Raw genomic sequence first — 26,509 nt, 5'->3', positions numbered from 1 at the left:
GCCAGGTCCCGCGCCCGGCACGGGGTAGTCGGTCCGCGGCGGGCGGTTCGGGCGAAGGCATGGCCACGCCGCGAGGCTACCCGTCCACCGGGGGGTGGCCGCGGCGGAGTCAGCGCATCCTGTCCGCGACCAGGGAACTGACGGCTTTGCGCATATCCGGGGCCATCGGTAGTCGGGTCAGTGCCTCGGCGTCGATCCAGGCGAAGTCGTCGTGCTCGCCGGGGGAAAGAGCGATCTCACCCGGTTCGGTGTCCACCAGGAAGCTGAACTTGCGGACCTTGGCCTTGGTCCGGGTGGCGTAGTCGAAGCCACCGAGGAAGTCGGTGATACCGCGTAGCTGGAGTCCGGTTTCCTCGAACAGTTCCCGGGCCACGCACTCGGCGAAGCTTTCTCCCGATTCCACCCCGCCGCCGGGTAGCTCGTACATACCGCCGTGGTAGTCGTCGGGAACTCGGCGTATCACCAGGAGTTTTCCGGCCCGGATGACCGCGACGCCGATCACGAAGTGGGTGATCCCGTCCCGATGCGCCTCGAAGCGAAGCCGCTGCTCCACGAGCGCGAGTACCTCGGGATGCATACGATCACCTCCCTGCTTCCCCCGACTTATATTCTCGTACCCAGGCGCAGGTATTCGTCCATTACGGTCTGCGATGCCCACCTGCCGTTCACCCCCGAACCGCTCGCGTAAAATACCGAGGGCAGACAATTTACTAGGTAATGTGGAGTATCGGCGTCGGGTACTCCCACACGGGAAAAGTAATCGTGCCCGAGAGGAGGCCGGCGATGTCCACGTTCGCCACGCCGCATATCGACGTCCACCGCGCCGGCGATCGCCTTAAAACACGTGTCTCCTGGCTTGATTCGAAGCATTCCTTTTCGTTCGGACAGCACTACGATCCGGAAAACACCCATCATGGATTGTTGCTGGTGAATAACGACGATATCGTTCTTCCGGGACAAGGTTTCGAAACTCACCCGCACCGTGATATGGAGATCGTCACGTGGGTTCTCGAGGGTAGCCTGGTACATCAGGATTCACTCGGGCACAGCGGAATCATCTACCCCGGTCTTGCGCAGCGGATGAGCGCGGGCACCGGAATTCTCCATTCGGAGAAGAACGACTCGTGGCGACTCGACGGCAACCGGCCCGAGCACGACGAGCCGGTCCATTTCATACAGATGTGGGTGCTGCCCGACGAATCGGGTGTCGACCCCGGATACCAGCAACTGGAAATCGGGGACCAATTGGCCGGCGGTGGTCTGGTGACCGTGGCGTCCGGTCTGCCCCGCTACCGCGACCGCACGGCGATCGCCATCCACAGCAGCCATTCGGCCCTGCATGTGGCCCGGCTGTCCTCCGCCGAGAACGCGGTGCCTTCCTCGGCCGAATTGCCCGAGGCGCCGTATATCCACGTGTTCGTGGCCCGGGGCGAGGTGGATATGGAAGGTGTCGGCCCCCTCTATGAGGGCGATGCGGTACGGCTGACCCACTCCGGCGGCCGGCGCATCACCGCGCGAGCACCCGCGGAGGTACTGATCTGGGAGATGCACGCCCGCCTGTCGGCGCCATAACGACCGGAGAGGAAACCTGATGTCCGAATATCCACCGGTCGGTGGCTATCCACCTCCGCCGCCCCCGGGATCGTTCGACTCCTCCGGCGGTCACACCGAGCAGGAACCGCGCCGGAGCAGAGGGATGGCGGTCACCGCCCTGGTACTCGGCATCGTCGCGCTGCTCGGTTTCTGGACCGTGATCGGCGGGATACTGTTCGGCATCGCCGCCGTTGTCCTCGGTCTGATCGCTTTCCTCCGAGCGCGCCGCGGTAGGGCATCCGGCGGTGCCATGGCGATGGTCGGGTTGGTGCTGGGGCTGCTGTCGTTGATCGGGGTGATCGTCGCCCTCGTGCTCACGCTGAACGTCTACAACAATACGGGCGGGCGGGAGTTTCTCGAATGCATCGACAATGCGGGGGACGATCGGGCAGCCGCCCAGAAATGCCAGGACGACTGGTATCAGCGCATAGAAGACCACTATAGGATCTCGCTGAACTGAGAATCGACTGCCGTGCCTCGTTGAATCGTCACTGTGATGACAATTCTCGACAGGGACCACCGCCCCGGATCGTCGCCGAGCTCGATGCCGCGGCCGACCCGAGCGCGCGGGCACCGGCATACTGGTGGACGTGACTTCCGAACTGACGAGACCATCCGGTATCGATCTGTCCTACGTCGACCCGGCCGTCCGGGTGCAGGACGATCTGTTCGCGCATGTCAACGGTGCCTGGCTGGACACCTATGAGATCCCGGCCGACCGCGCCGTCGACGGCGCCTTCCGGAAGCTCTACGACCAGGCGGAGCTGGATGTTCAGGCGATCATCCGCAATGCGACGGGCGAACCGGGCAGTGAGGCACGCAAGATCGCGGACCTGTATGCGTCCTTCATGGACACCGACACGATCGAATCGGCCGGACTGGACCCGATACTGCCCGAGCTCACCGAGGCCGCGGCGGTCGACCGTGCCGGATTCGCCGGGCTGCTCGGCCGCCTGCAGCGGACCGGGGTGGGTGGCGCCGTGGCGATCTACATCGATACCGATGACAAGAACTCCCAGCGCTATTTGATCAACGCGACCCAATCCGGGATCGGCCTGCCCGACGAGTCCTACTACCGGGACGACGAGTACGCCGAGGTGCGCACGAAGTACATCGCCCATATCGACCGTATGTTCGCTCTGGCCGCCGCCGATTCCCGAGTCGCGGACCTGTTGCCGGCCGAGCCGGTTGGGCAGCGGGTGTTCGAGCTGGAGCGCAAGCTCGCCGCCGGCCATTGGGACGTGGTGCGGCGACGCGATGCCGAACTCGGCTACAACCTCACCACTTTCGCCGAACTCGTCACTGCCCATCCCCAATTCGACTGGGCGGCATGGGTGGCCGGTCTGACCGAGGGCATTACCGCCGAAGGGCCGGAGCTGTTCGCCGAGTTGGTGGTTCGACAGCCCGACTACCTCGGGGTTTTCGCTCGTACTTGGGCGGAGGAATCTCTGGAGGACTGGCGGCTGTGGCTGCTGTGGCGGGTGCTACGGGGCCGGGCCTCCCTGCTCACCGAAGCCTTGGTGGAGGAGAACTTCGACTTCTACGGTCGTACCCTGACCGGGGCCCCGGAGAACCGGGAGCGCTGGAAGCGCGGTGTCTCACTGGTCCAGGAGCTGCTCGGGGAGGCGGTCGGCAAACTGTATGTGGCCGAGCATTTTCCACCGGAGGCCAAGGAGCGGATGGTGCGCCTGGTGGAGAATCTGCGCGAGGCGTACCGGCGCAATATCTCCCGGCTGGACTGGATGGGTCCGGAAACCCGGCAGGCCGCCTTGGCGAAACTGGAGAAGTTCACCCCGAAGATCGGCTACCCCGACCGTTGGCGCGACTACTCCGCGGTGCACATCGATCCCACCGACCTGGTGGGCAACTACCGGCGTGGATACGCCGCCGAATACGACCGCAACCTGAACAAGCTCGGTGGCCCCGTCGACCGGGACGAGTGGCATATGACCCCGCAGACGGTGAACGCCTACTACAACCCGGGAATGAACGAGATCGTTTTCCCGGCCGCGATCCTGCAACCGCCGTTCTTCGACATGAACGCCGACGACGCCGCCAACTACGGTGGGATCGGTGCGGTGATCGGCCACGAGATCGGGCACGGTTTCGACGACCAGGGCGCCAAATACGACGGTGATGGCAATATGGTCGACTGGTGGACCGATGCGGATCGGGCCGAGTTCGGCAAACGCACCCGGGCGCTGATCGACCAGTACAACTGCCTCTCCCCCAAGGATCTGCCCGACGAGCACACCGTCAACGGCGAATTCACCATCGGCGAGAACATCGGCGATCTGGGCGGCTTGTCCATTGCGTTGGAGGCGTATCGGATCGCTTGTGACGGGGTCGAGCCGCCGGTGATCGATGGTTTGACCGGGTTGCAGCGGGTGTTCTTCGGCTGGGCCCAGGTCTGGCGGAGCAAGGTGCGGCCGGAGGAGGCCATGCGACGGTTGGCGGTGGATCCCCACTCGCCGCCGGAGTTCCGCTGCAACGCTGTGGTTCGCAATATCGACGCCTTCCACGAGGCATTCGGGCTGACCCCCGACGACGCGCTCTATCTGCCGCCCGAGGAGCGCGTCAAGATCTGGTGACCGCGAAAGCGAACGGCGGTGCGCCCCGGGCCGGGGCGCACCGCCGTCGTCGTCATGTGATCTCGGTTGTTCAGGCGTTCCAGTCGCCGAGGCCGTCCTGGTAGTTGAGGACGCCGCCCTCGGTGTTCCGTACGATCACCGCGTCGCCCTTCTTGAAGTTCTCGAAGAACCACTTGGCGTCGTCGGTGCTGACGTTCAGGCACCCGTGGCTGGCGTTGGACACACCCTGCTGTGCCACCGACCACGGTGCCGCGTGGACGAAGATGCCGCTGTTGGAGATTCGGGTGGCGTATTCGACGTCGAGCTTGTATCCCTCCGGGGCATCGATCGGGACACCGTAGGTGGAGGAGTCCATCACCATTTTCCGCCGTTTCTCGCCGACGATGTAGGTGCCGTTGGGGGTTTCGTGGCCCGGTTTGCCCATGGAGGTGGGCATGGTGCGCACCACTTCGCCGTTGCGGGTGATGGTGATGGTCTTGGTGTTGTCATCCGCGGTGGCGATGAGCGCCTCACCGATGTGGAAGGCGCTGCGGCTGCCACCCGCCTCCACCACCACATCGGTTTCGGCCGGCCAGAATTCGTTCGGCCGCCAGCGCACCTGCTTGTTGCCGAACCAGTAGAAATGCCCCGCAACCGGATTGGACGAGGTGATCTTGATAGCTTGCTCGGCCGTGGCTCGATCGGACACCGGCTCTTTGAAATTGATGATGATCGGCTGTGCCACGCCCACCGTCTCGCCCTCGGACGGATTGATGGCCGGTGGGGCGAAATTCGCCGGCGGCGGTGTGGGTCGGGCAATGCCCGCGGAGCCGGTGGGTAGATCCGGTAGCCCAGGGATGGCCTGGGCCGGAGCGGTGGACAGGGTGCCGGCCGCGGCGATCGCGGCGGTCATCAGGAGACTCTGCCGTAGCCGCCGCGTACCCCGACGACGGGTCGACAGCGACTCGGTGTTCTTGGCGACATGCATATTCGTTCTCGGTCCGTTCAACTCTGGAGCGCGACGCCCAACGACCCGGCGACACGTCCTGTGCAGCACTCCGCGTTCGCGGAGTTCGTAGTGCATCCCCGGGCCGGTGCGTACACGCGGTGTGTTCCAGGGCTCGTTCACTGGACGAGCCCACGCCGGAGATCTGGAGTCGGGTCACGCGTGACTCCAGGAGTGGCCCCGCCCGACGGGTGCGAAGCGAGTGCCATGACGGGCAACCCGATTCGCTCATCCGCCTACCACTTCGCCGACCATTCCTACCCGAACCGGTCCGGGTGAGCCACCTTCGGATTCGAGGCGATAGTCGATGTGCATCGCTTGTGTCCCGGCTCATTTCGCGGGTGGCTCGACGGGGTGTTGCGTGGAATTCGCCGGTCATCCGGTATACAGGCCGGACATCTGCCCGGTAGAGCGAAAACCGTTGGTACTACTGGTCAAACCTATTGGTGATATATTTCACTCTCTTTTTTTCCACTTCGGTGGCGGGGTGGTCGAGGGGTAATCGAACGGTGTGGTGTTTCGCACCTCGACGACGGTTCGGCGCTACCGGATATCGCGTGAGTCGACGGTCGGGTGCTCCATGATGTATGTATTGCGGAAAGTGCTGAGGTCGAACCTGCGATTCGGACAGGGGTCGTCGGGTTCGGCCTGGTGGATCGGGAGGCTGTGCGTGTCCGGCTGGGCTTCATCTCGCCCCATGGTGTTGTGTGCCGGAATCGCGGCGACCGCTGTTGTGCTCGCGGGCTGTGCTTCCAAGATCGAAGGTAAGGCGCAACCGGCGCTCGAGGACGGAACCATCAGCGCCATCGACCCGACCAAGGCGCCGAGGTCCTCGTCGCGGCCAACCACCACCGAATCGCCGGATCGCGGTGGGCAGATCGATTTCGAGGCCGAGATCGGCGACTGTGTCACCCTGGGCGGAACCACTACCAATGCCACCATCGAGAAGGCGTCCTGCGGTAGCCGGGCCTCGAACTACAAGGTCATCGGTAAGGCGGAACGGAGTTCCCAGTGCGTGAGCGACGCCGACAACTACTATGCCGAAAGCCTCAACGGCGTCGAGCAGGGTGCGCTGTGCCTGGATATCGATTGGGTGGTGGGCGGCTGCATGGATGTCGGCGGCTCGGATCCCAAGCGCATCGATTGCACGGAGAGCGCCGCGGAGGGGGTCAAGGTGGTCTCGATCGAACGCAACGCCACCGATGTCAGCGCCTGTGGTTCCGGTAGCGCCGGATATGTCTACAGTGAGCGCCGTTTCGTGGTGTGTGTCGAGGAGTTCTGAGTTTCGCGCCGCGGTGAGTGGGAGTATCACCACCCGCTCACCGCGGCGCTGTTGGCTTCCGGTTGGTACGGCCCGGCGGATCAGATGGGCCGGTAGCCCGCGCCGATGCCGCCGCGACCGTTCATATCGGCGGTGATCGCCGACATATTGGTACCCACATGGGGTCCGAAGCAGGCGATCGCCAGGTAGGCGTTCACCATGCCCACCAGGGTGGTGCCGACCACCACCGGCGCGCCGGAGTCGCCCTCCATGACGCACATCTGCGACCAGGTCTCGTAGTTGGTGTCGAAGACATCGCCCCAGACCGGGCCGCAGGTGCTGCCGGTGGTGCGACCTTCCTTGCAGACGATCATCGGGAACTGCGGCGGATCGCCCACCCCGGTGATGGTCACATTGCCGATCCGGTTCACCGGGGTGATCCGGTCGGGCTGGAATTGGATGATGGCGTAGTCCAACTTGTGGTCGGAGTGCACGAAGGTGCCGATCTGTCCGTAGCCCCGGTTGGCCTCCGCATACACCCGAGCGCCCGGATCGCCGCAGTGTCCGGCGGTCAGGCCGATCAGCCGTCCGGCGGAATCATGCCCCACGGTGGTCAGCGTGCACTGGAACATATCGTCGATGATGATCCCCGAGCCGCCACCGATCACGGGAGCCGGAGCGGCCTGGGCGACGCCGGCTCCGGTGCCCACCAGGGCCGCGCCGAGGGCAAGGGCGAAGACGGCTTTGGCCGCCTTGGCGAATGTGCTGAACATGTCCCTCCAGACGTTGGAAGCCCGCACGAGAGCCAGTGCGGAACCCCATCCTGTCAGTATCGCCACTCTTGTGCGTCCTCAGCCGCAGTAACCGGTGAGTTCGCCGGATCCTCGTTACCCATGAGTTCGATGGGGGTGCGGGAATCCATCGACTCATATTCCAGGAAGAATAGCTGCCGGCTATAACCGTCCATGGCTATTCGCGTATCGGTCGAGTGACGATGACTCGATGGCCTTCCAATTTTTATGAAGGAATTCCGTAAATATCAATCCGATTACCCTTGGCGATTCCCAAAAGTTCCCATGCTGCCGGTATGTTTATCGCGGTTCCGAAGGTTAACTATTGGGAGTCATCCCAACATCGGTGCGATAACTCAATGGTCACCACGCATAGTGACAAGCGTCTATGACCGTAATCACGCGTCTATGGTGTGTTCTGCACTACTACGTAGTAAGGTGCCTCAAGCAAACGAGTCGTCGGGGTAGGTAACCGACGTCGAGAGGGGTTAGTCAGTGCAGTCGACCAAGAGTCCACCGGCAGGTTCGCGGTTGAACGGCGCGATGGAGTGGACGAAAGACTACTGGCGCGACCATCCCAAAAAGTCACTGGAGACGCTCGGCCGTCAGATGACCATGGGCGCCGAAGCCGTTACCGAGCTCGTGGTGAGCATTTTCCGTGGACGGTTCCCGTTCGACGAGTTCATCCGGCAGTGCGCATTCATGGCCAGTGTCGCGGCGGCGCCGACCCTGTTGGTCGCCATCCCGATCGGCGTCATCGTCTCGATCCAGGTCGGTGCGGTCGCGCAGCAGGTCGGTGCCACCTCGTTCATCGGCGCCGCCAACGGTCTCGGCATCATCCAACAGGGTGCGCCGCTGGTCACCGTGCTGATGATCGCCGGCGCGGTCGGCTCGGCCATCTGCGCCGACCTCGGTTCCCGCACCATCCGGGAGGAGATCGACGCCATGAAGGTCATGGGCGTCGACCCGATGCGTCGACTCGTCGCTCCCCGGCTCGGCGCGGCCATGCTGGTGAGCTTCCTGCTGTGCGGATTCGTGGTCTTCGTCGGGTTTCTCACCGGCTACGTATTCAATATCTTCGCGCAGGGTGGCACTCCGGGCTCCTATATCAATACCTTCGCATCGTTCGCCGTCACACTCGATTTGCTTGTGGCACTTATCAAATCGACATTGTTCGGTCTGTTGGCCGCAATCATCGCATGTGATACCGGATTGAACACCCGGGGCGGTCCGGGCGGTGTCGCCAACTCGGTCAATACCGCCGTGGTCATGTCCGCGGTGATGCTGTTCGGAGTGAATGTGATCTTCACCCAGATCTACAACACCGTGTTCCCCCCGCAGGTGGTGTGATAGGTGTCCGCAACTTATACGCCCCCGCTGCTGCGCCCGCTGCAGCGTCTGCGCGCCGCGGCCAATGCCCCGGTGGATATGCTCGCCCGACTCGGACACCAGGTCTTCTTCTTCTTGCGTTCGGTCGGCTCGATGCCGTTGGCGTTCAAGCAATACCCGAAGGAAGTCTGGCGACTGCTCTCGGACGTCACCTGGGGTAATGGCAATCTCGTCGTCGGTGGCGGGACGATCGGTGTGGTGCTCATCCTGAGCGCGTTCGGTGGGATGACCGTGGGCATCCAGGGCCACACCTCGCTCGATCTACTCGGCCTGAGTCCGATCACCGGTGCCATCTCCGCGTTCGCCACCACCCGGGAACTCGGTCCGCTGCTCGCCTCGCTGGCCTTCGCCGCGCAGGCGGGTTGCCGGTTCACCGCGCAACTCGGCGCGATGCGCATCTCCGAGGAGATCGACGCGCTGGAATCGGTGGCCATTCGACCGCTGCCCTATCTGGTCAGCACGCGGATGATCGCCGCCATGGTGACCATCCTTCCCCTGTACTGCCTCGGGCTGGCGATGGCCTACATCTCCTGCTCGGTGACGGTGCAGCTACTGGGTGGTACCGCCAGCGGCACCTATCAGCACTACTTCTATCAGTTCCTGATTCCGACGGACGTGCTGTACTCGCTGCTGAAGGCGATCGTCTTCGTGGCGATAACCACCTTCATCCAGTGCTATTACGGCTTCTTCGCCTCCGGTGGTCCGGAGGGAGTGGGTGTCGCGGCCGGCCGCGCGATCAAAATGTGCATCATCGTGGTCGTTTTCGCGGACCTGTTCATGACCTTGGCCATCTGGGGCATCAGCCCCGGCATCCGGATCTCAGGGTAGGTAATGATCATCGATCCAAGTGGGCGTGGGCCCACCATGCGTCAACTGCTTATTGCCGGTGTCTGTGGTCTGCTGGTCTTCGTCGTGGTGCTCGTATTCCTGATGGCTCGGTACCAGGGCTATTTCGTCGACAAGGTACGAGTCACCGCCGACCTGACCACCACCGGTGACGGTCTGCCGCAGGAGGCCGATGTCAAGTTCCGCGGCGTGCTGGTCGGCGCGGTGAAGGATGTCTCGGTCGCCGCCAAGGGCGAACTGCAGAAGGTCGACATCGATCTGAAGCCGGAGTTCGTCGAGGGCATCCCGAACAATGTCACCGCCCGGGTGGTGCCGAGCAACCTGTTCGCGGTCACCTCGGTAGAACTGGTCTACAACGGGCCCTCCGACGGTCATCTGGAAGAGGGCTCGGTGATCGCGGAGGACCGCAGCCTGGGCACCATCGCCCTGCAGGACACCCTCACCACCGTCCAGAACATTCTCGACGAAATCGACCCGATGCAGTTCGGTCGGGTGTTGGGCACCCTGTCCTACGCCCTGGACGGCAGCGGCCGCGTGCCCGGGTCGACCGTCGAGCGGCTCGACCGCTGGTTGACCGCGGTGGACGAGTCCATTCCGGATCTCGGCGTGCTGTTGGACGATTTCTCCAACTCCGCGCACGCGCTCAACGCCTCGGCGCCGGAGCTGATGGATGTGCTGGCCAACTCCGTGAAGACCGCCAAGACCATTGCGGACCGGCGGGAGGAACTGGTCGACCTGATCAGCGGCGCCTCCGGCATGGTGGACCGGGTGAACGACCTGTTCGCGCGCAACCCTGATACCGGTAAGGAACTCACCGTGGGCACGCAGGCGACCTTCGGGTCGCTGGCCGCCGACCCGCAGGCGATCACCAATGCGATCGTCAACCTCAACGATTCGGTGCGCAAACTGTCGACGACCTTCCACTGGGGTCCGCAGCGGCAGATGGTGTGGAACGCCGGTCTGACCTTCACTCCCTGGCAGCCCAACACCGTGGCCGACTGCCCGCGCTACGAGGATCTGGCCGGCCCGAGCTGCTTCACCGCGCCGGCGGTGGCCGACCCCGGCTACCTGCCCGAGGCGATGAAACCGCGTCGACTGTCCTCGGCCGACGGGCTGCCGATCGTGCCGCCGATGCCGGGTCTGCCGCCTATCCCGGGGGTGACCGTGGAGGCGCCCGCGCCCGCCCCGACGCCCTCGGTGATCCCCGGCCTGCCGACGAACCCGTTCGCGGGTACCCCGCTGGAGGGACTGTTCCCGGCGATCCTGCCGCCGGCTCCCGCGCCGGCGCCGGCTCCGGCGGCCGAACCGGGCGCGCCGGCCGCTCCGGCGAGCGATCGGCAGCCGGGTGTCGCCCCCGCGGCCAAACCGATCACCTACGAGGGTGATGCGGCGTTGACCCTCCTGATGGGCCGGAAGCCTTCCTCGGTGGAGTACCTGATGTTGAGTTCGATTCTGGAAGGCGGGACCTTGCGGGTGACCGACGCGGGTGGAACAGCATGAGTATTCGCAAACCGCTGATCGGGTTCGGCCTGTTCACCATTGTTTCGCTGCTGGTGACCGTGCTGGTCTGGAACACGTTGGCGCGAACGGTGGAGGGTGGTACGAAGACCTATTCGGCCGTCTTCACCGATGTGCTGGGCCTGCGCGAAGGCGACGACGTCCGAATGGCGGGGGTGCGGGTCGGCAAGGTCACCGGAATCGAGGTGACCGACGACAACAATGCCGAGGTCACCTTTATCGTCCAGAACGACCAGACGCTGTACGGCAACACCAAGGCTCTGGTGCGGTACCAGAACCTCATCGGTCAGCGCTATGTGGCGCTGGCGCCGGGAACCGAGGGAGATGCCTCCGAACTGCCGGAGCACGGTCGGATCCCGGTGGAGCGCACCGAGCCGTCCTTCGATATCTCGGCGCTGCTCAACGGCTTCCAGCCGTTGTTCCAGATGCTCGAGCCCGCGCAGGTGAACCGGCTCTCGGAAACCTTCATCCTGGCGTTGCAGGGTGACCGGGTCTCGCTGAGCTCGTTCATCACCCAGGCCGCGACGCTGGCCACCGATTTCCAGCGCCGGGACGCCATTCTCAGCGATGTCATCACCAACCTCAGCGGCGTCATGCAGGGTTTGGCCAAACGAGGGGATGAATTGGAGACGCTGATAACGCAGACCAGGGCGCTGATCGGCGGTCTGTACGAACAGGGCCAGTCGCTGCTCCAGTCGACCACCCAGATCGCGGACGCGTCGACCGGGCTGGTGAACATGTTCGGCAATATCCAACCGAAACTCCAGCAGGTGCAGAACTCCACCCGGGACGCGCTGACCCTGCTGCTCGCCAATGGCGCCAAACTGGACCAGGCCGCGATCGATCTGCCGAGCGTGTTGGCCGACGCGGGCCGGTTCACCTCCGAAGGTGCCTACGCCAACGCCTACATCTGCAGCCTGGATGTCTCGCTGTACGGGGTGCTCTTCCCGCGCGGGCTCTTCTCGCAGGTCGGCGGTAACTCTCACTCGGCGGTGTGCCGGCCATGATGACCAAATTCAAGGAACTGTTCAATCGCAACCGCTACTTCTCGCTCGGCATCATCGGCGTGCTCGTGGTCGGTGTGCTGCTCATCGGGTCGAGCACGTTCCGCAATCTCGGTATCGGTCAACAGACCGTCAAGGCGGAATTCGTGCAGGCCGCGGGCATTACCGTGGGTGACCGGGTGAATGTCGCGGGTGTGCCGGTCGGGCGGGTTTCCGGCGCCGAGTTGGAAGGCGACCACGTCCTGCTAACCCTGAAGGTCGACAGCGATGTGAAGCTCGGTCCGGACGCCCGGGCGGCCATCAAGATGGCCACCCTGCTCGGCGCCCGCTATGTGGACCTGGATCCGGGTGATGGTTCCGGTCTGCCGGACCACCGGATCCACAAGTCCAATACGGCGGTCCCCTACGACCTCGCCGATGTGATCCAGAAGGGTACCCCGGAGTTCCAGGAACTCGACGCCGACAAACTGGCCCAGTCGTTGAACCTGTTCAACGAACAGTTGCAGGGTTCCCCGGAGCTGGTGGCGCAGTCGCTCGACAGCGTCGGCGCGCTGGCCAAGGTGATCGATCAGCGCAAGGCCGATGTCGATACCCTGCTCAAGGACCTCAACCGGGTCACCACGCTGCTCGCCGACAATCGCAACAGCGTGCTGTTGATCATCACTCAAGGTGAGGCGATCGCCTCGCGAGTGATGGAACGTCAGGAACTGCTGCGTCAGCTACTGGACAATGTGGCCACGCTGACCCGGCAGCTGCAGGACATCGGCATCCAGAACAACGAGCAGTTCTCCGGCACGCTGGACCAGCTGAACACGATGGCCACCGGTCTGCAGAAGAACAAGGACAACCTGGACCGACTGTTGTCGATCATGCCGCCCTCGGTGCGCTACCTGACCAATGCCTGGGGTAACGGCAACTACGCCGAGGTCGGCGCCCCGTGGCTGTTCCCCGACAACTGGCTGTGCTTCGCGCAGGTTGCCGAAGGGTGCGAGGGATGAATCTGAAGAACACCGCCAAAGCCCTGATCATCGGGGTGACCGCGCTTGCGCTCGGCAGCTGCTCGGTGGTGAACAACGCGGTCGGCAACACCATCCAGGTGACCGCCGACTTCGAGAACATCGCAGGCATGTTCGAGGGCAACCCGATCACCGTCCTCGGACTCGAGGTCGGCAAGGTCGACAAGATCGTGCCGCACGGTGATCTGGTCGAGGTGCACATGTCGCTGGACGGCGATGTGAAGATCCCCAAGGACGCGATGGCCGTCCTCATCTCGCCGTCGATCGTCACCGATCGGCATATCGAGATGACCCCCGTCTATACCGAGGGCGAGACCCTCTCCGACGGCGACCATCTGCCGCTGGAACGCACCGATACCCCGATCGAGCTGGACACGCTGCTCAAGACGATCGACCGGTTCTCCGCGGCGCTCGAGCCCAAACCGGGACAGGAAGGGATCGGTCCGCTGTCCGGTCGGGTGCTGTACCCGATGCTCGACGGGCAGGGCGAACGCATCCGCGACACCCTCAACGCGCTGTCGAGCGCAGTCAAGGTCGGTGTCGACAACAAGGACGCGTTGTCGAACATCATCATCAAGCTCAACGAGCTCACCACCATGCTCGCCGAGAACGACCAGTCGGTGCGCGACTTCAGCAACCAGGTCACCCAGATGTCGACGCTGCTCGCCGAGCAGGCGCCGGGTCTGCAGGCCACCCTGGACCAGTTGCGGGGCTTCCTGAGCAACACCAGCACGACCCTCACCCAACATCAGGATCAGCTGGCCGACACGCTCACCCGGATGAACACGGTTATCGAGCAGTTGCGGGCGAACGCCCACGGGGTCACCGAGGTGGTCGATGTCGCGCCGCTGCTGCTGCAGAACATCGACCGGTCGATGAACCGGGAACTCGGCTACATCCGACTGCACGCGCTCATCGGGACCAACCTCAACGGTGAGTTGGTCAGCCTGTTCTGCGAACGAATCCAGATGCGGGCCGATGGCTGTCGCACCGGCCGGATGGAGGACTTCGGGCCCGATTTCGGACTTACCGCCGCACTCCTGGGACTGACGAAATGATGCACCGAAAGATCGGACGAGTCCGCCGCACCGCAGTTGCGCTCGCGGCGGTGGGTGCGGTGTCGCTGGCCTCCGGCTGCGGCCTCACCGTGGAGGATGTGCCGTTGCCGAAGCCCGGCCTCAGCGGTGAGACCTTCACCGTGAAGGCCGTATTCGACAACGCGTTGAATCTGCCGGACCAGGCGAAGGTCAAGATCGGTGGTTCCGATGTCGGTGTCGTCACCGATATCGAGACCAAGAACTTCCAGGCCATCGTCGAGCTGAGCATCCGCAAGGACATCGAGCTGCCGGTGGGCACCACCGCCGAACTGCGCCAGGCCACTCCGCTGGGCGATGTTTTCGTGGCGGTGTCCAAGCCGCCGACCGAACCCGGCGTGGAACTTCTGAAGGACGGCGATACGCTGCCGCTCGAGCAGACCTCGGCGGGTGCGACCGTGGAGGAACTGCTGCTGTCGGTATCGCTGTTGTTCAACGGCGGTGGTATCGCCCATCTGTCCCGGCTCGGCTCGGAGCTGGATTCGATTGTCGGCGGGCGCAGCGACCAGGTGGTGCACCTGGTCAACGAACTCACCGGCGTGGTCGGCAGTATGAACGCCAACTCCGCCCGGATCGACAGTGTGCTCAGCGAGTTCTCCGTGCTGGCCGACACCATCCAGTCGCGCCGCGACAGCCTGGGCCAGGTGGCCGATACGCTGCCGGACATGATCGGCGCGGTGGCCGAGAACAACCGGGCTCTCGGTGATCTGTTGACCAAGGTCGCCACCATGAGCGCTGCGCTCGGCGACTACTCCAACACCACCGGCGGTGAACTGGCCAACCTGCTGGACAGCACCGACCGACTCATGGCCGCCCTCGCGGCGACCGGTGACAGCTTCGGCGCGCTGCTCGACGCCTTGCACGAGGTCAAGGACCCGGTTGCCGCGACCTTCCGTGGTTCCTCCCTCGCGGCGCAGGTCTCCATCACCAGCCTCGATGTCGCCCTGCTCACCGCGCCGGGTACCAGCAAGTTCTTCGACGTACGAGATTTACAAGACTTCGCGGGCAGCCTCATCCAGGTGCTCCAGGCCGTCTACGGTCGAGTAACGGGAGGCCAGCGGTGATCAAACGGCACAAGATCCTGTTCTCCAATGTCGGCCTGGTGCTGGCCCTGGTGATCGGCGCGACCTACCTCGCAGTGGAGGTCATGCGGTTCAATCCGCTGCGCAGCACCTACACGGTCACCGTGAACCTGGATCGCTCGGGCGGTCTGCAACCCGGCAACGATGTGACCTTGCGCGGATACCGAGTGGGTGAGGTCGATTCGATCGAGATCACCGACGGTGGCGCCGGTATCGAGGCCAAGGCCACGATCGACTCGCGGTACGCCATCCCGGTGGACACCCAGGTCGCGGTGCAGGCGCTGTCCGGAGCCGGTGAGCAGTACATCGACTTCCGCCCGGCGGGCGAGGAGGGGCCGTTTCTCACCGACGGTTCGGTGATCGACTACGACCCGGAACGGGTGCACACCCCCGTGCCGATCACCGAGGTGCTCGAGAATTCCAGCGATCTGATCTCCCAGATCGACCCGAAGAAGTTCTCGGTGATCCTCAACGAACTGGATACCGCACTCAGCGGTGGTCCCGACCAGCTTCGATCGCTCATCGAAGGGGTCAGCCTGGCCGTCGCGGGTCTGGACTCGCTGCTGCCGCAGACCACCAATCTGATCGCGAACCTGCGCACCATCGCGGCTACGACCTCGCTGGCGCAGCCGGATCTGGGCACCTTGACCCATAACTCCGGGGTGCTGTTCGAGCAGTTCGACAAGGCGAACGCCGAACTGCAGAGTGTGCTGGCGGAGTCGCCCGGCCAGTTCGAACAACTGGGCGCGGTACTCGACACCAATATCGATCCGATCACCACCATCGCGCAGAACTTCGTGGCGGTCACCCGTGCCGCGCAGCTGCGCACCCCGGCGCTGCGGGCGCTGTTCCCGGCCCTGGAGCTCGGTGGTTCGGCACTGGGAGTTCCCGCCCACGACAACGAGTTCCACACGGTGCTCGATATCTGGTTCCGGCCGTACTGCCAGTACCGGTCGACCCCGATGAAACCGCAGGTCATCCAGGACGGCACACTGCCGAAGTGGAACTACTGCGATAACCCGCCCCCGGGTCAACAGATCCGTGGTGCGGCCAACGCGCCCAGACCGGACGTGCCGAACAACGGCGCGCACATGCCGCCCGGGGTGGATCCGAACGAACGGACCTTGCCGCCGGTGCGGTAAGGCGGGTACCGGTTGTAGGCCGCCGGGTGTGGCCAGGCATACTCACGCACTGATGTGATGCCGCGCTCACCCGGCGAGCGTTATGACCGGACAACACGGCACATCGGCAACGGTGTGCCGGGAAGGTGTGAACGGTACCGATGTCCACTGAAGACGCCGTTTCCGAACCGAAGGAGCCGGAGGGCACGGACGTGCCCACGGAAATCACCGAGAACGAGACCGCCGGCGGCGACACGGCCGAATCGGCGGATATCGGCACTTCGGCGGACACGAAGACCGTCGATACCGATACCGCCGTATCGGCCGAGGGATCGTCGAAAACCGATACGGAGAAATCCCCGACCGGCGAAGCCGAGAAGTCGGGCGATTCCGATGCGGCGGTCGTGGCCCGCAAGACCCCCGCCGCCGACACCGAAGCCGGCAAGGCCTCCGAGCAGGACAAGACGGTCGAGTCCGCCACCGGCGAGGGTGGGGATGCCGAGGACGTCGAGCAGGACAAGACGGTTGTGCTCGACAAGTCCTCCACCGATGAGGCCGAGAGCGGCGAGGACACCGGCTCGGATAAGACGGTGCAGATCGATAAAGCCTCCGCGAGCAGCACCGCCGCGGCCGAGAAGGGCGACAGGTCCGATGCTCGGGCGAAGTCTTCGGCGAACGAGAAATCGGTGCTCAGCCGTGGCCGCCTCCTCACCGTCGTGGCGGCCGTACTGCTGATCGCGGCCATGGTCGCGGTGGGTGTTTTCGCCTTCCAGGCCAAGGATCGCCGGGAGGAACTGGACCGACGCGCCGCCGCCACCAAGGCGGCCTGCGACTTCGGCCACAACTTCGCCACCTACACTGGCGACCGGGTCGACGATTACCTGAGCCGACTGGATCAATCCGCGACCGGCGAGTGGAAGAAGCTGGTTTCCCAGATCGGTCCGGACCTGAAGGCCCGGTTCGCGGAGCGTCAGGTCAGCTCCTCCGCCGGTGATGTGCAGTGCGGATACGAATCCGGGTCCGACGACAAGGCGCGCGTGGTGCTGATCATCGATCAGAGCTTCACCACTGCGGGGTCGGCCACGCCCGGCCAGGTGAAGGTCGCGGCGAATGTCGATATGGAGAAGGTGGGCGACCGGTGGATGGTCGCCAACTTCGATACGCCGATGGTGCAGCAGTAGCCGGCTTCCGTCGTGAAGAAAGAGAGTGGGACCACTGACATGGCCGAAGACGACGCTGTCGAACCGGTGACCGCCGAAACCGGAAAGGCCGATAAGGAGAAAACCGCGGGCACCGGTGGTGTGCGCGGGATGCTGCCGATGATCGCCGCCTTCGTGGCCGGGGTGGTGCTGGTCGCGCTGGTCGTCTCCGGGGTGGTGTTCTTCCGGGAGGCGTATCGCAGCGGTGGAGAACTCGCCGCGCAGGACGAGGCCACCCGCGCCGCGTGCGATTTCGCCGAGGCCACCAACACCTACGACTACGCCGGTGATCTGGACGGATTCATCCAGAACATGAAGGACAGGGCCACCGGTAACGTCGTTTCGTCGCTGGAGAAGAACTGGGAAGTGGTGCGCCAGCTGTTGACCGAGTCGAAGGTCAAATCCTGGGTGGACCAGGTGAGCTGCGGCTTCCAGTCGGGTGACGCCGAGAGCGCGCGGGTGTTGGTCAATATCAGCCTGATGAAGACCAATGCCGCCACCCCCGAACCCAAACAGCAGGACATCGCGGTGATCGCGGGCCTGGAGAAGTCCGGTGACCGCTGGATTGTCGACAAATGGGATCTGGCGATGCTGGCCGGTGTCGGCAGCGAGGTCGGCGCCCCCGCGTCTCCGCCCGCTCAGGCCCCGGCTCCCGCACCGGGCGAGCAGCCCGCCCCTGCGCCGGGCAACTGAGTCGAGCAGGTATACGCGGCCGAAACAGCCCGGTATCGCCATTTCCACCCACAATGCGTGCGGTGGGGGGGAAGGTCATCGGATCGGCTTGTTTCATCCGGGATCGACCAATACGAACCACGGGTCGCGGTGGATGGCTCCCGGTGGTGGATTTGTCACATTCCCTTGCCTTTACGCGCATTCCGGGTATTCATGATCCTTCATGATGGCTCTTGCTCCGGATAGGGGGAAGCGTTCTGTTCTCTCCTTCGTTCGAGGAGGCAGCTCCCTGCCGGGTGTTCGATATCGGACCTTATGAGCGCTGTGAACTGCGGGGCGGTGGAGCTCTCGGCACCGGCCCGATGTATGCGCGTCGCAACCGATTCGCTCGCGAGATCACTTGCCGCCGGCGCCCATACCATCAAAAACAGTGTCGGTACGTTCGCCGAGGAGTTTCGCGGTGCGGGGATGGGCGCGCGGAACGTCGACGGAAACGGCGCGAACGTTATCGACCGGATGGGCAACACCACCCGATCGCGCGGTCCCTGGCTGATCGGATGGGACGCCTCCATGCGGCATTACACATTCGAACCCCATCAAGTGCGCAGTATGCGGATGGTGGACCACGAGGGAAATCTCATCGGAGTTTCGTTCCCCACCCAGGACGGGAGTCGACAGGGCATCTCGGATTACCAGGCCTACTCGACATGGTCACGAATGCCGAACCGGTTGAGCGACAAGGAATACATCCCCAATAGGGGCGCGATCGGGCGGGCCCCCGGACCCGCATTGCCCGCGCCGTGGGCCGACGACGCCAGAGAAGGAATGCTCTACGTGCACTCGCATTCCGGCCCACGAGGTTTCGAGATCAAGGTCAATGTGGGCACCGACCAGGAGCCCGACTGGAGAGTACTGCTCGTTCCCGGCCCCTTCTTCGGCCATGTGCTCGCGGCGAACAGGCATTTTCAGGCCGCTTCGCGGGCAGGTCCGGGCAAACCGCTGCTGATGCTGGCCTGCCATGCCGGTGACCCCGAGTACGGTCATGCCGCACGAACGGCGGAGGTGCTGCACCGCGCCGGTATGAACCATGATGTCTACGCCACGGTCGATATCAACCGTGCCCGTTGGGCCACCGAGACGGGTACGGCGATGGTCTACGTGGACGTACCCCCCGGCACCGAGCCTTCCGACGCCATTACCGTCATCCGGGCCCCGCGCTCCCGGTCCGAGACCTGACGACAACCGTTCGGTTGTACGCGGGTCTGTCCAGTTAACGGCTGATCTTGGTTGTTGATTCTCAGTGGTTGGTGGGGGTGAGGCGGCCTTCGAAGGCGATCTGGAAGGCGTTCAGGGGCGCTTTCCAGCGCATGGTCCATCGCTTGCGGCCGGCGCCGGTCGGGTCGAGGCTCATCAACGCCATGTAGACGCACTTCAGGGCCGCGGTCTCGTTCGGGAAGTGCCCGCGAGCGCGCACGGCCTTGCGGATGCGGGCGTTGACCGACTCGATCGCGTTCGTCGAGCAGATGACCTTGCGGATCTCGACGTCGAAGGCCAGGAACGGCACGAACTCCGACCAGGCGTCCGACCACAGCTTCACGATCGCCGGGTATTTGCCGCCCCAGACCTCCTGGAACTCCAGGAACCGCTCGGTCGCCGCATCCTCGGTCGGCGCGGTATAGACCGGTTTCAACGTTTTGGCGATCTTGTCCCAGTCCTGACGGCCGGCGTAGCGGAAGCTGTTGCGCAGCAGATGGATCACGCATGTTTGCACGATCGTGCGCGGCCAGACCGCCTCCACCGCCTCGGGTAGGCCTTTCAACCCGTCACAGACGAGCATGAGCACGTCTTCGACGCCGCGGTTCTTCAACTCGGTGAAAACATGCAGCCAGTACTTGGCGCCTTCACCACCGTCACCGGCCCAAATACCGAGGATGTCGCGATGCCCATCGACAGTGACCGCCATCGCGACATAGATCGGCCGGTTCGCGACCTGACCGTCCCGGATCTTCACATCGATAGCGTCCACGAACAGGACTGGGTAGACGCGGTCCAGTGGCCGGTTCTGCCACTCGGCCATTCCGTCGATCACCTTGTCGGTGATGATCGAGATCGTCTGCCGTGACACCTCGGCGCCGTAGACCTCGGCCGGATGCGCGCTGATCTCGCCGTGGGTCAACCCCTTGGCCGACAACGACAGCACCATCTCGTCCACCCCGGACAGCCGGCGCTGACGTTTGCGCACGATCTGCGGCTCGAACGTGCCGGCGGTGTCACGAGGCACCTTCACCTCGACCGGCCCGATATCGGTGACCACCGTCTTCGACCGCGCGCCGTTACGGCTGTTACCACTGTTGCGACCAGCCGAGTCGTGCTTGTCGTAGCCGAGGTGATCGGTGACCTCACCCTCGAGTGCGGACTCCAGCACCCGCTTGGTCAGCTGCTGCAACAACCCGCCGGCTCCGGTCAGCGCCAGACCGTCAGTGCGGGCCCGGTCGACCAGCATCGCGATCAGCTACTCGTCGGAAACCTCCGCCGCGGGCTTGCCACCCGGCTCGGTCACGACCTCGTCCACGACCGACCGGCCACGGGACAGCCAGAGGCCAGAGACCAGGGGCTTGGGCCCTCTCCCCGGGCTCCCTCCTCCATCGGGACGCTCTGTGATCTTCCATCCGCGCATGCATCCGGTAGAACCCGGGGGTAGGCCGGGGGACCTGACAGGAGGTAGGACCCATGCGCCACAGCAGTGAGGCCCGAAAGATGCTGCGTGCCCTGGACGCAGAGCTGGAAGCCGTATCTCTCCGGCTGGGCGAACCCGTGGAATGGTCCGAGCGCGATCGGGCCGTTTTGGAGCTGATCGCGTCCAATATCAACCGGAAAGTGGATCTTTCCGAGCGGTATACGGATGCCGAGGACACCAAGACCCGGGTGAAGTTGTCGGCGGAGTTGCGGTTGCTCGAGGCGGCCCTGGCCCGGCTGCTCAAGCAGATCGATCCGGAGCCGACCGTCACGTCCCCGCGGTCGGTGCAGGCATCACGGGCGGCTCGGGCGCGGTGGGATCGACGCCGTGCCTAGGTTCACCGCGGCCCGGCCCGGTCTGTACCGGTGGGTGGGCGAGCAACTGGAACGCCGGTATGCCGCCCCGGATCCGCGGGGGGTGCTCGCCGCCGAGAGTGGCCTACCGATCGCCGAGCTTCCGCGGCCGGTGCCGGTGGAGTTGCGGCGGTACCGGGACGGCCTGCCGGTGAGGGTACCGGCGTGGTGGCTGGACGGACACGACGCCCGCACGGCCGGATTCATCGGCGTGGTCCCGCGTGATCGGGCGGTGCGGTCGATGGCCTACCTCATCGGGCCCGACGACAAGGTTACCGGCGCCGACAACCGTTGAGCGTGAGCAGGCAGTGACAGGTTGTCACTCTCTCCTCAACGTCCGCCAGGCGGACATCAGGTCTCGGCGACCTCGAGCTCTACAGCGTCGTGCCGAGCCATGACGCGAAACCCACCAGGCCCTCACTCTGTCGACGCTGCGCCGCCGCTATCCCGTGCACCGTTTCCCGCACCGACGGGTGCAAGCGAGTCTGCTGAGGTGCCGCGGCACGGGCCTTGTTCAGCGCGACCAGGGCCTTGTCCGGCTTCCCTGCCATCAGCCACGCACGGGCGTTGTCCTGCCAGTGGTGGGCTACCCGGGTACGCGATGCCCCGGCCGGATAGGTGAGCTTGGCGCCCTCGACCGCCGACCGGTTCGGGTCGCCGGCTTCCAGCTCGACCGCATGAGAGTGGATCTCGGTATTCAGCGGACCGAAGTCCACCAGATACAGGTCCGTCTCACCGGTGCGCGAGGCGATCTCACGGGCCGCTCCGATATGGTCGGACGCCCCCGAGTAGTTCAGTTTCCGGGCATCGTTCACCGCGGCGGCAAGGTGGGCGTAGCCACCCAGGACCAGCCCGGCGCGGCTCTCGTCGGCCGCCGCTATCGCCGAGTCGATGAGTTGGCCGGCGACCTCGGATTCCCCGTAGTGGGTGAGCACCCGGGCGCGGGCCAGGATGGAGAACGCGCCCCAGTTGGGGTCATCGGCCATCGGCGCGTAGGTGTCGGCCAGTTCCAGCGCGGGCAGCGTGAGCAGTAGGTGGCCGGTCCGGCGGGCCGACCACTCGGCGAGCACATACGCGGCCGTGAGCAGGGTGTAGGCGTGGGCCTTCTCGTCCCCGGACAGCTCCCGCACGGCGCCGTGCAGTCGACGGATGATGCCGGGCAATACCTCGATGGTCTGTCGGGTGCGGTCCCGGCGGTACAGGTCCTGCGCCGCGGATAGGTCTGCCTCGAGCTGCCCCAGTGGACCGGGCTCCATCGCCCGCGCGTACCGGCTTTCGGTCAGCAGCACGGACAGCTCATTCACGGCGTCCGACAACGGTTTCCCGTCGTCATAGGGTGCGCCGGTCAACTGTTCTGGGGTGATCCGTAGCGCGCGGGCCACTGCGGAGATGAACCCGGGCGAGGCCGGTTCCCGTCCCTGCTCCACCGCCTTCACCATGCTCAGGCTGTAGGCCGCGCGCGAGGCGAGCGCGCGCTGGCTGAGCCCAGCAATCTTGCGCTCCGCTGCGATCCGCTGCCCCACGTTCTCGCTCATGCCCCGAGGGTAGATCGATATCTCATCGCTGTCCCTCCACTGGCCCTCTGGGCACTTGCCGGACGAGAGCCTTTTCGGTAGCACTCGGCGCCGGGTTGACTCCCCGACTGCCCCGGCGCCGGGTGCCTTCCAGCAGCAGGGGACGAGAGGGGATCCACCATGAGCCATGCCGAACCATCACCGTTGCCGGACCGTACGCCGATGCGCTCTCAGGCGATCGTGACCGCGCTGACCATCTGGGAACTCACCGACGCTCGCGTGGATGCCGATGCGTGCGACGACGTGGAGTTACTCGGGCGCATCGCCGAAGGACTGAGGACCAGCGCGTAACCGGGACGGCAGGGGAACATCACGTGACGAAACCGAAGGCTCTCGGATATCTGCGCAAAGACAAGTCCGGCATCCATCAGCAGTGGGACGAGGCCCAGATGCGCAGTCTGGCCAAGCGGTTCGGGTACGACCTGGGCAAGGTCATCGTGTTCGGCGAGTTCACCGAGGACCCGATAGGCGAGCTGGTGCACGCGGTCGACCGAGCCGGAGCCGAGGCCTTGTTCGTTCCCGGCCTCGAGCACTTCGACGGCATCGTGCCGCGGACGTTGGTGTCGGTCGTCGATGTGATCACCGTGAGCCCGACGCACACCTACGCCCGATGGTCGACCGGGCAGCTACCCGCCGAGGTCGACGGGGCGTAGGCCTGGCCGAGAACCTGGGGGTACTTGCTCAGTGCGTACCCCCTGGCCGCCCAGCTTGCCGGCGTCGACAATCTTGCGGGATCGCGCAAAATTACCGGACGCGGATACCGTCCACCAGGCGGAGGGAATCGGCCGGGGTACTCACTTTCGAGTACCCCGGCCGATCATCTTGCCGGCGCCGACAAAATGACCGGTCATGCCGCTATCGGAGTTCTTCGGCGGTCGCCGGAAAACGGTGGGGTAAGCGGTGCTGAGGGCATCCGCCGTGGGCACATTTTGGGCACAATCCACCGTGAAAAAGGGTGATTTAGCGTTATCACGCGTGATGTCGATTTGGCTATATCCGCAGGTAAAATTAGGAAACTGGAGGCCCTGGCGCCCCCGGCGGTGGGTCGAGCCACCACCGCCGGAGGCCTATTCAGGCGGTCTGTTCATTCGTATACCCCGCGACGAGGGAGCGATGAACCGGCATTGTTCAGAACAATGTCAGCGCTTGCTCCGTCGTCGCGGGTGTTGCGGCCCGGGCGGCCGCCTTCTCCGCAGCCTTCCCTGACGCTGCGGGGTCTTTGGGGGCGACCACGGTATCAATGATCACCGGGTTTTTGTCGGAACGACGCGCTGTCCGAGTGGTGTCGTCTTCCGGCGTAAGCCCTTTCACTGTAGCGATTTTCGTAGTGCTTCCGCTGTCGCCGGCGGCTGCTCGGCGAGCGGCGGCGCCGGCAAGCGCATCGGCCTGCTCGTTGTAGTAGTTGCCGACATGCCCACGGACCCAACGGAATCGAACCGGCCCGGGGCGGGTGGCTATGGCGCGGTCGATCTGCTGGATGAGTTCGGCGTTCTTCACCGGAGCGCCGTTCGAGGTGCGCCAACCGTTGTTGCGCCAGCCGGCGATCCATTCCGAGGCGCACTTGATGGCATATAGCGAATCGCTTTCGATCAGCAGCGGTTCGGGGCCCGGGTGGGCGCGAATGGCTTCGAGGAGCGCACGTAGTTCGGCGATCTGATTGGTACCCGACGCCGCGCCGCCACTGTCGGCGCCGCCCGTGTGATCGACCCATGCCCAGCCGATGGCGCCACCGGGATTGCGCAGGCAGGATCCGTCGGTACTCACGATGATCATGACAGGCACCCTAGGGGACTCGGCCGACAATATCGGTTCCGTGGAATTCCTCTATCTCCCTTCGCAAATGCGATTCGCTACGGCGTAGGGCCGCGCCCAGTATCGCGTAGATTCCGCGATCGGCGAGACGTCCGATGATTCCGCCCGGTTGAGCATAGTTCAGTTCGGAGGTCAGGACCGACCTGCCGGGGCCCAGGGGGTCGAAGCGCAGGGTCAGTCGGGGGTTCAGTCGGGATCGGATGGCATAGCCGATCACCGCGTCGTGGCGGTATTCGACGATCTCACAGGTGAGAACGAGTCGCCAGAGCAGGAATCGAAAGCGCAGGGTGAACAGGGCACCCTGACCGGAGGGGGTTCCTTCGTGCGGGGTGCAGTCGGTGACGCCGAACATCCAGTGGGGGATTGCCAGTGGGTTGTCCGTGTAAGCGAAGGCGACATCGACGGGTGCGCTGACGTCGCATGCGTATTTGATGTAGCCCACAGGCCTCCCTCCACGGCTATGGACAAAATACTACAGAATTCCGCTTTATTGGAGGGTTGGCGGGTTGATCGATAGCCGATTCGCCTGACTGTGATCCGTTGCCCATCTGTCCTGCGAAGGTATCAAAGTCGGTCGGCGATGTATTCGGCGATGGGTAGGGCCGAAGTAGCGGCAGGCGATGGGGCGTTGAGGACATGCACCGATCGCGGTGTGCGCTCGATGAGGAAGTCGTGGACCAGGGTTCCGTCGCGCAGCACGGCCTGGGCTCGGATTCCCGCCGGTCTCGGCCGTAGATCGGCCAAGGTCAATTCCGGGCAGTAACGACGGCATTCGGCCAGGTAGCCGCGTTTGAACAGGGAATTGCGCAGTTCACGCGCGCCGGTGCGGACATGGGTCCGCGCCACTTTGTGGAAACCCCGGTAGCCGAGTACTTCTCGGGCGTCGCGCAGATCGATACTGCCCTTGCGATACCCCTCCCGGGACAGGCCGAGCACCGCGTTCGGCCCCACGGTCAGTTCACCGTCGATGGTGGGGCTCAGATGCACGCCGAGAAACGGCAGCTTCGGATCGGGGATGGGGTAGATCAGGGTGCGGACCAGTCCGGCGCGTGAGCGCGGCAGCTGGTAGTACTCCCCTCGGAACGGCACGATCCGCAGGGAGATACGTAGGCCCGCCATGCGGGCGACTCGATCGGACTGGAGCCCGGCGCAGGCGATGAGGGTGTGCGCCCTCCAGGACCCCATGGGTCCGGAAACCGTGACCGCTTCGTCCGTTTCGGTAATGGCGGTGACCTGCGCGCCGAGCTCGATCCGGCCCCCGGCGGCGCGTATCTCATCGGCCAGTGCGGTGGTGATCCGGGTGTAGTCGACTATGCCGGTGCTCGGAACGAACAGCGCCCCGACGCCCCTGACCCGAGGTTCCCGGCGGGTGAGTTCGGCGGCGTCGAGCAGTTCGACTTCGACACCGTTGGTCACCGAACGTTCGTAGAGAGCGAGCATTCGGGCGTGTTCGGTGGAGTCGGTGGCCACGAGCAGTTTGCCGCATTCGGCGTAGGGAATGTCGTGCGCCGCGGCGAATTCCTTCGTCGCCACCGCGCCGCGCCGACACAGTCGGGCCTTGAGGCTGTCCGGGGGATAGTAGATGCCGGAGTGGATGACGCCACTGTTGTGCCCGGTTTGATGGGTGCCCAGCGAATCCGCCTTTTCCAGCAGGAGCAGCTCGGCTCCGGGGCGTCGGCGCAGGATCTCCCGTGCCGTCGCCACCCCGACGATTCCGCCGCCGATCACACAGAAGTCGTACACACCCTGCCCGTTCACCTCGGGCCGGCCACGGTGGGTCGCCGGCGTATCTGTTCAGGTACGTCGGCAGTGTAGGCACGGGGAGCCGGCGGCGCGTCGACATCGGTTTCCGGCAGGTTTCGCGCTACGTG

General features: G+C 64.7%; 27 protein-coding genes. 19 read left to right on the top strand and 8 right to left on the bottom strand.

All coding sequences use genetic code 11. The features are described 5' to 3' along the window. Nucleotides 1-109: 109 nt before the first annotated feature. A complete protein-coding gene (locus ON32_RS23275; protein WP_040793095.1) occupies nt 110-577 on the bottom strand; it encodes an NUDIX hydrolase in 468 nt (155 codons plus the stop codon). A 206-nt stretch (nt 578-783) separates the two neighbouring features. On the opposite strand from ON32_RS23275, the gene ON32_RS23270 reads away from it, so the two are divergent. From ON32_RS23270 to ON32_RS23260, 3 genes are all read left to right on the top strand, one after another. Then, entirely contained in the window at nt 784-1,572 is a 789-nt protein-coding gene (locus ON32_RS23270) for a pirin family protein (protein WP_040793094.1), read from the top strand. Between the two features lie 19 nt (nt 1,573-1,591). Beyond that, a complete protein-coding gene (locus ON32_RS23265) occupies nt 1,592-2,053 on the top strand; it encodes a DUF4190 domain-containing protein (RefSeq protein WP_040793093.1) in 462 nt (153 codons plus the stop codon). Nucleotides 2,054-2,174: 121 nt separating this feature from the next. Further along, a complete protein-coding gene (locus ON32_RS23260; RefSeq protein WP_373284362.1) occupies nt 2,175-4,184 on the top strand; it encodes a M13 family metallopeptidase in 2,010 nt (669 codons plus the stop codon). Nucleotides 4,185-4,254: 70 nt separating this feature from the next. Here the strand turns inward: ON32_RS23260 and ON32_RS23255 are convergent, their stop codons facing one another. Further along, complete coding sequence (locus ON32_RS23255) at nt 4,255-5,151, bottom strand: L,D-transpeptidase (RefSeq protein ID WP_051133593.1); 897 nt, start codon at nt 5,149-5,151, stop codon at nt 4,255-4,257. 715 nt (nt 5,152-5,866) lie between these two features. On the opposite strand from ON32_RS23255, the gene lppU reads away from it, so the two are divergent. Continuing rightward, entirely contained in the window at nt 5,867-6,451 is a 585-nt protein-coding gene (gene lppU / locus ON32_RS23250) for an LppU family putative lipoprotein (protein WP_040793092.1), read from the top strand. Between the two features lie 80 nt (nt 6,452-6,531). Here the strand turns inward: lppU and ON32_RS23245 are convergent, their stop codons facing one another. Further along, on the bottom strand, nt 6,532-7,203 hold the full coding sequence (locus ON32_RS23245) for a S1 family peptidase (protein WP_040793091.1): 672 nt from the start codon (nt 7,201-7,203) through the stop codon (nt 6,532-6,534). Nucleotides 7,204-7,764: 561 nt separating this feature from the next. Between ON32_RS23245 and ON32_RS23240 the strand changes: the two genes are divergently transcribed. The 11 genes from ON32_RS23240 (at nt 7,765) to ON32_RS23190 (ending at nt 19,398) form a co-directional block, all read left to right on the top strand. Continuing rightward, nucleotides 7,765-8,571 carry an MlaE family ABC transporter permease gene (locus ON32_RS23240; RefSeq protein ID WP_245551252.1) on the top strand — a complete coding sequence of 269 codons (807 nt, stop codon included), beginning with the start codon at nt 7,765-7,767 and terminating at the stop codon, nt 8,569-8,571. Nucleotides 8,572-8,574: 3 nt separating this feature from the next. Further along, complete coding sequence (locus ON32_RS23235) at nt 8,575-9,438, top strand: ABC transporter permease (protein ID WP_040793089.1); 864 nt, start codon at nt 8,575-8,577, stop codon at nt 9,436-9,438. Between the two features lie 3 nt (nt 9,439-9,441). Next, nucleotides 9,442-10,956, top strand: a complete 1,515-nt coding sequence (locus ON32_RS23230; RefSeq protein ID WP_040793088.1) for an MlaD family protein — start codon at nt 9,442-9,444, stop codon at nt 10,954-10,956. Beyond that, complete coding sequence (locus ON32_RS23225; RefSeq protein ID WP_040793087.1) at nt 10,953-11,981, top strand: MCE family protein; 1,029 nt, start codon at nt 10,953-10,955, stop codon at nt 11,979-11,981. The genes ON32_RS23230 and ON32_RS23225 overlap by 4 nt, the downstream gene beginning before the upstream one ends. Then, nucleotides 11,981-12,976: an MCE family protein gene (locus ON32_RS23220; RefSeq protein ID WP_040793152.1), complete on the top strand. Its 996-nt coding sequence runs from the start codon at nt 11,981-11,983 to the stop codon at nt 12,974-12,976. Before ON32_RS23225 ends, ON32_RS23220 begins: the two co-directional genes overlap by 1 nt. Further along, nucleotides 12,973-14,052, top strand: a complete 1,080-nt coding sequence (locus ON32_RS23215) for an MCE family protein (protein WP_040793086.1) — start codon at nt 12,973-12,975, stop codon at nt 14,050-14,052. Before ON32_RS23220 ends, ON32_RS23215 begins: the two co-directional genes overlap by 4 nt. After that, nucleotides 14,049-15,152: an MCE family protein gene (locus ON32_RS23210; protein ID WP_040793085.1), complete on the top strand. Its 1,104-nt coding sequence runs from the start codon at nt 14,049-14,051 to the stop codon at nt 15,150-15,152. The genes ON32_RS23215 and ON32_RS23210 overlap by 4 nt, the downstream gene beginning before the upstream one ends. Further along, nucleotides 15,152-16,312: an MlaD family protein gene (locus ON32_RS23205; protein ID WP_040793151.1), complete on the top strand. Its 1,161-nt coding sequence runs from the start codon at nt 15,152-15,154 to the stop codon at nt 16,310-16,312. Before ON32_RS23210 ends, ON32_RS23205 begins: the two co-directional genes overlap by 1 nt. Before the next feature lie 140 nt (nt 16,313-16,452). Then, nucleotides 16,453-17,472, top strand: coding sequence for a prolipoprotein diacylglyceryl transferase (locus ON32_RS23200; protein ID WP_040793084.1), 1,020 nt, complete (start codon nt 16,453-16,455; stop codon nt 17,470-17,472). Between the two features lie 39 nt (nt 17,473-17,511). Continuing rightward, a complete protein-coding gene (locus ON32_RS23195; protein ID WP_157224297.1) occupies nt 17,512-18,183 on the top strand; it encodes a hypothetical protein in 672 nt (223 codons plus the stop codon). 447 nt (nt 18,184-18,630) lie between these two features. Further along, nucleotides 18,631-19,398 (top strand): hypothetical protein, encoded by a 768-nt coding sequence (locus ON32_RS23190; RefSeq protein ID WP_157224296.1) that lies wholly within the window; start codon nt 18,631-18,633, stop codon nt 19,396-19,398. 61 nt (nt 19,399-19,459) lie between these two features. Here ON32_RS23190 and ON32_RS23185 read toward each other — a convergent pair whose 3' ends face one another. After that, nucleotides 19,460-20,665 (bottom strand): IS256 family transposase, encoded by a 1,206-nt coding sequence (locus ON32_RS23185; protein ID WP_217998095.1) that lies wholly within the window; start codon nt 20,663-20,665, stop codon nt 19,460-19,462. Between the two features lie 227 nt (nt 20,666-20,892). On the opposite strand from ON32_RS23185, the gene ON32_RS23180 reads away from it, so the two are divergent. Both ON32_RS23180 and ON32_RS23175 read left to right on the top strand, forming a co-directional pair. Then, a complete protein-coding gene (locus ON32_RS23180; protein ID WP_157224295.1) occupies nt 20,893-21,234 on the top strand; it encodes a hypothetical protein in 342 nt (113 codons plus the stop codon). Further along, nucleotides 21,227-21,547, top strand: a complete 321-nt coding sequence (locus tag ON32_RS23175) for a hypothetical protein (protein WP_040793081.1) — start codon at nt 21,227-21,229, stop codon at nt 21,545-21,547. Before ON32_RS23180 ends, ON32_RS23175 begins: the two co-directional genes overlap by 8 nt. A gap of 79 nt (nt 21,548-21,626) precedes the next feature. On the opposite strand, the gene ON32_RS23170 is transcribed toward ON32_RS23175, so the two are convergent. Then, nucleotides 21,627-22,787: a helix-turn-helix domain-containing protein gene (locus ON32_RS23170; RefSeq protein WP_040793080.1), complete on the bottom strand. Its 1,161-nt coding sequence runs from the start codon at nt 22,785-22,787 to the stop codon at nt 21,627-21,629. A gap of 201 nt (nt 22,788-22,988) precedes the next feature. Between ON32_RS23170 and ON32_RS30595 the strand changes: the two genes are divergently transcribed. Next, nucleotides 22,989-23,117: a hypothetical protein gene (locus ON32_RS30595; RefSeq protein ID WP_281032248.1), complete on the top strand. Its 129-nt coding sequence runs from the start codon at nt 22,989-22,991 to the stop codon at nt 23,115-23,117. 23 nt (nt 23,118-23,140) lie between these two features. Then, nucleotides 23,141-23,479 carry a hypothetical protein gene (locus ON32_RS23165; protein WP_040793079.1) on the top strand — a complete coding sequence of 113 codons (339 nt, stop codon included), beginning with the start codon at nt 23,141-23,143 and terminating at the stop codon, nt 23,477-23,479. A 475-nt stretch (nt 23,480-23,954) separates the two neighbouring features. On the opposite strand, the gene ON32_RS23160 is transcribed toward ON32_RS23165, so the two are convergent. The 3 genes from ON32_RS23160 to lhgD form a co-directional block, all read right to left on the bottom strand. Next, on the bottom strand, nt 23,955-24,599 hold the full coding sequence (locus ON32_RS23160) for a ribonuclease H family protein (RefSeq protein WP_040793078.1): 645 nt from the start codon (nt 24,597-24,599) through the stop codon (nt 23,955-23,957). A gap of 10 nt (nt 24,600-24,609) precedes the next feature. Further along, the gene (locus ON32_RS23155; protein WP_040793077.1) at nt 24,610-25,080 is read right to left on the bottom strand and encodes an SRPBCC family protein; all 471 of its coding nucleotides are present in this window, start codon (nt 25,078-25,080) and stop codon (nt 24,610-24,612) included. 122 nt (nt 25,081-25,202) lie between these two features. Continuing rightward, the gene (lhgD, locus tag ON32_RS23150; RefSeq protein ID WP_245551251.1) at nt 25,203-26,396 is read right to left on the bottom strand and encodes an L-2-hydroxyglutarate dehydrogenase; all 1,194 of its coding nucleotides are present in this window, start codon (nt 26,394-26,396) and stop codon (nt 25,203-25,205) included. Between the last annotated feature and the right edge of the window lie 113 nt (nt 26,397-26,509).

Source organism: Nocardia paucivorans NBRC 100373, from assembly GCF_000308675.1.
Classification (GTDB): Bacteria; Actinomycetota; Actinomycetes; order Mycobacteriales; family Mycobacteriaceae; genus Nocardia; species Nocardia paucivorans.
Note: the sequence above shows the minus strand (reverse complement) of the source record. Positions and strands in the feature narration are given on the sequence as shown.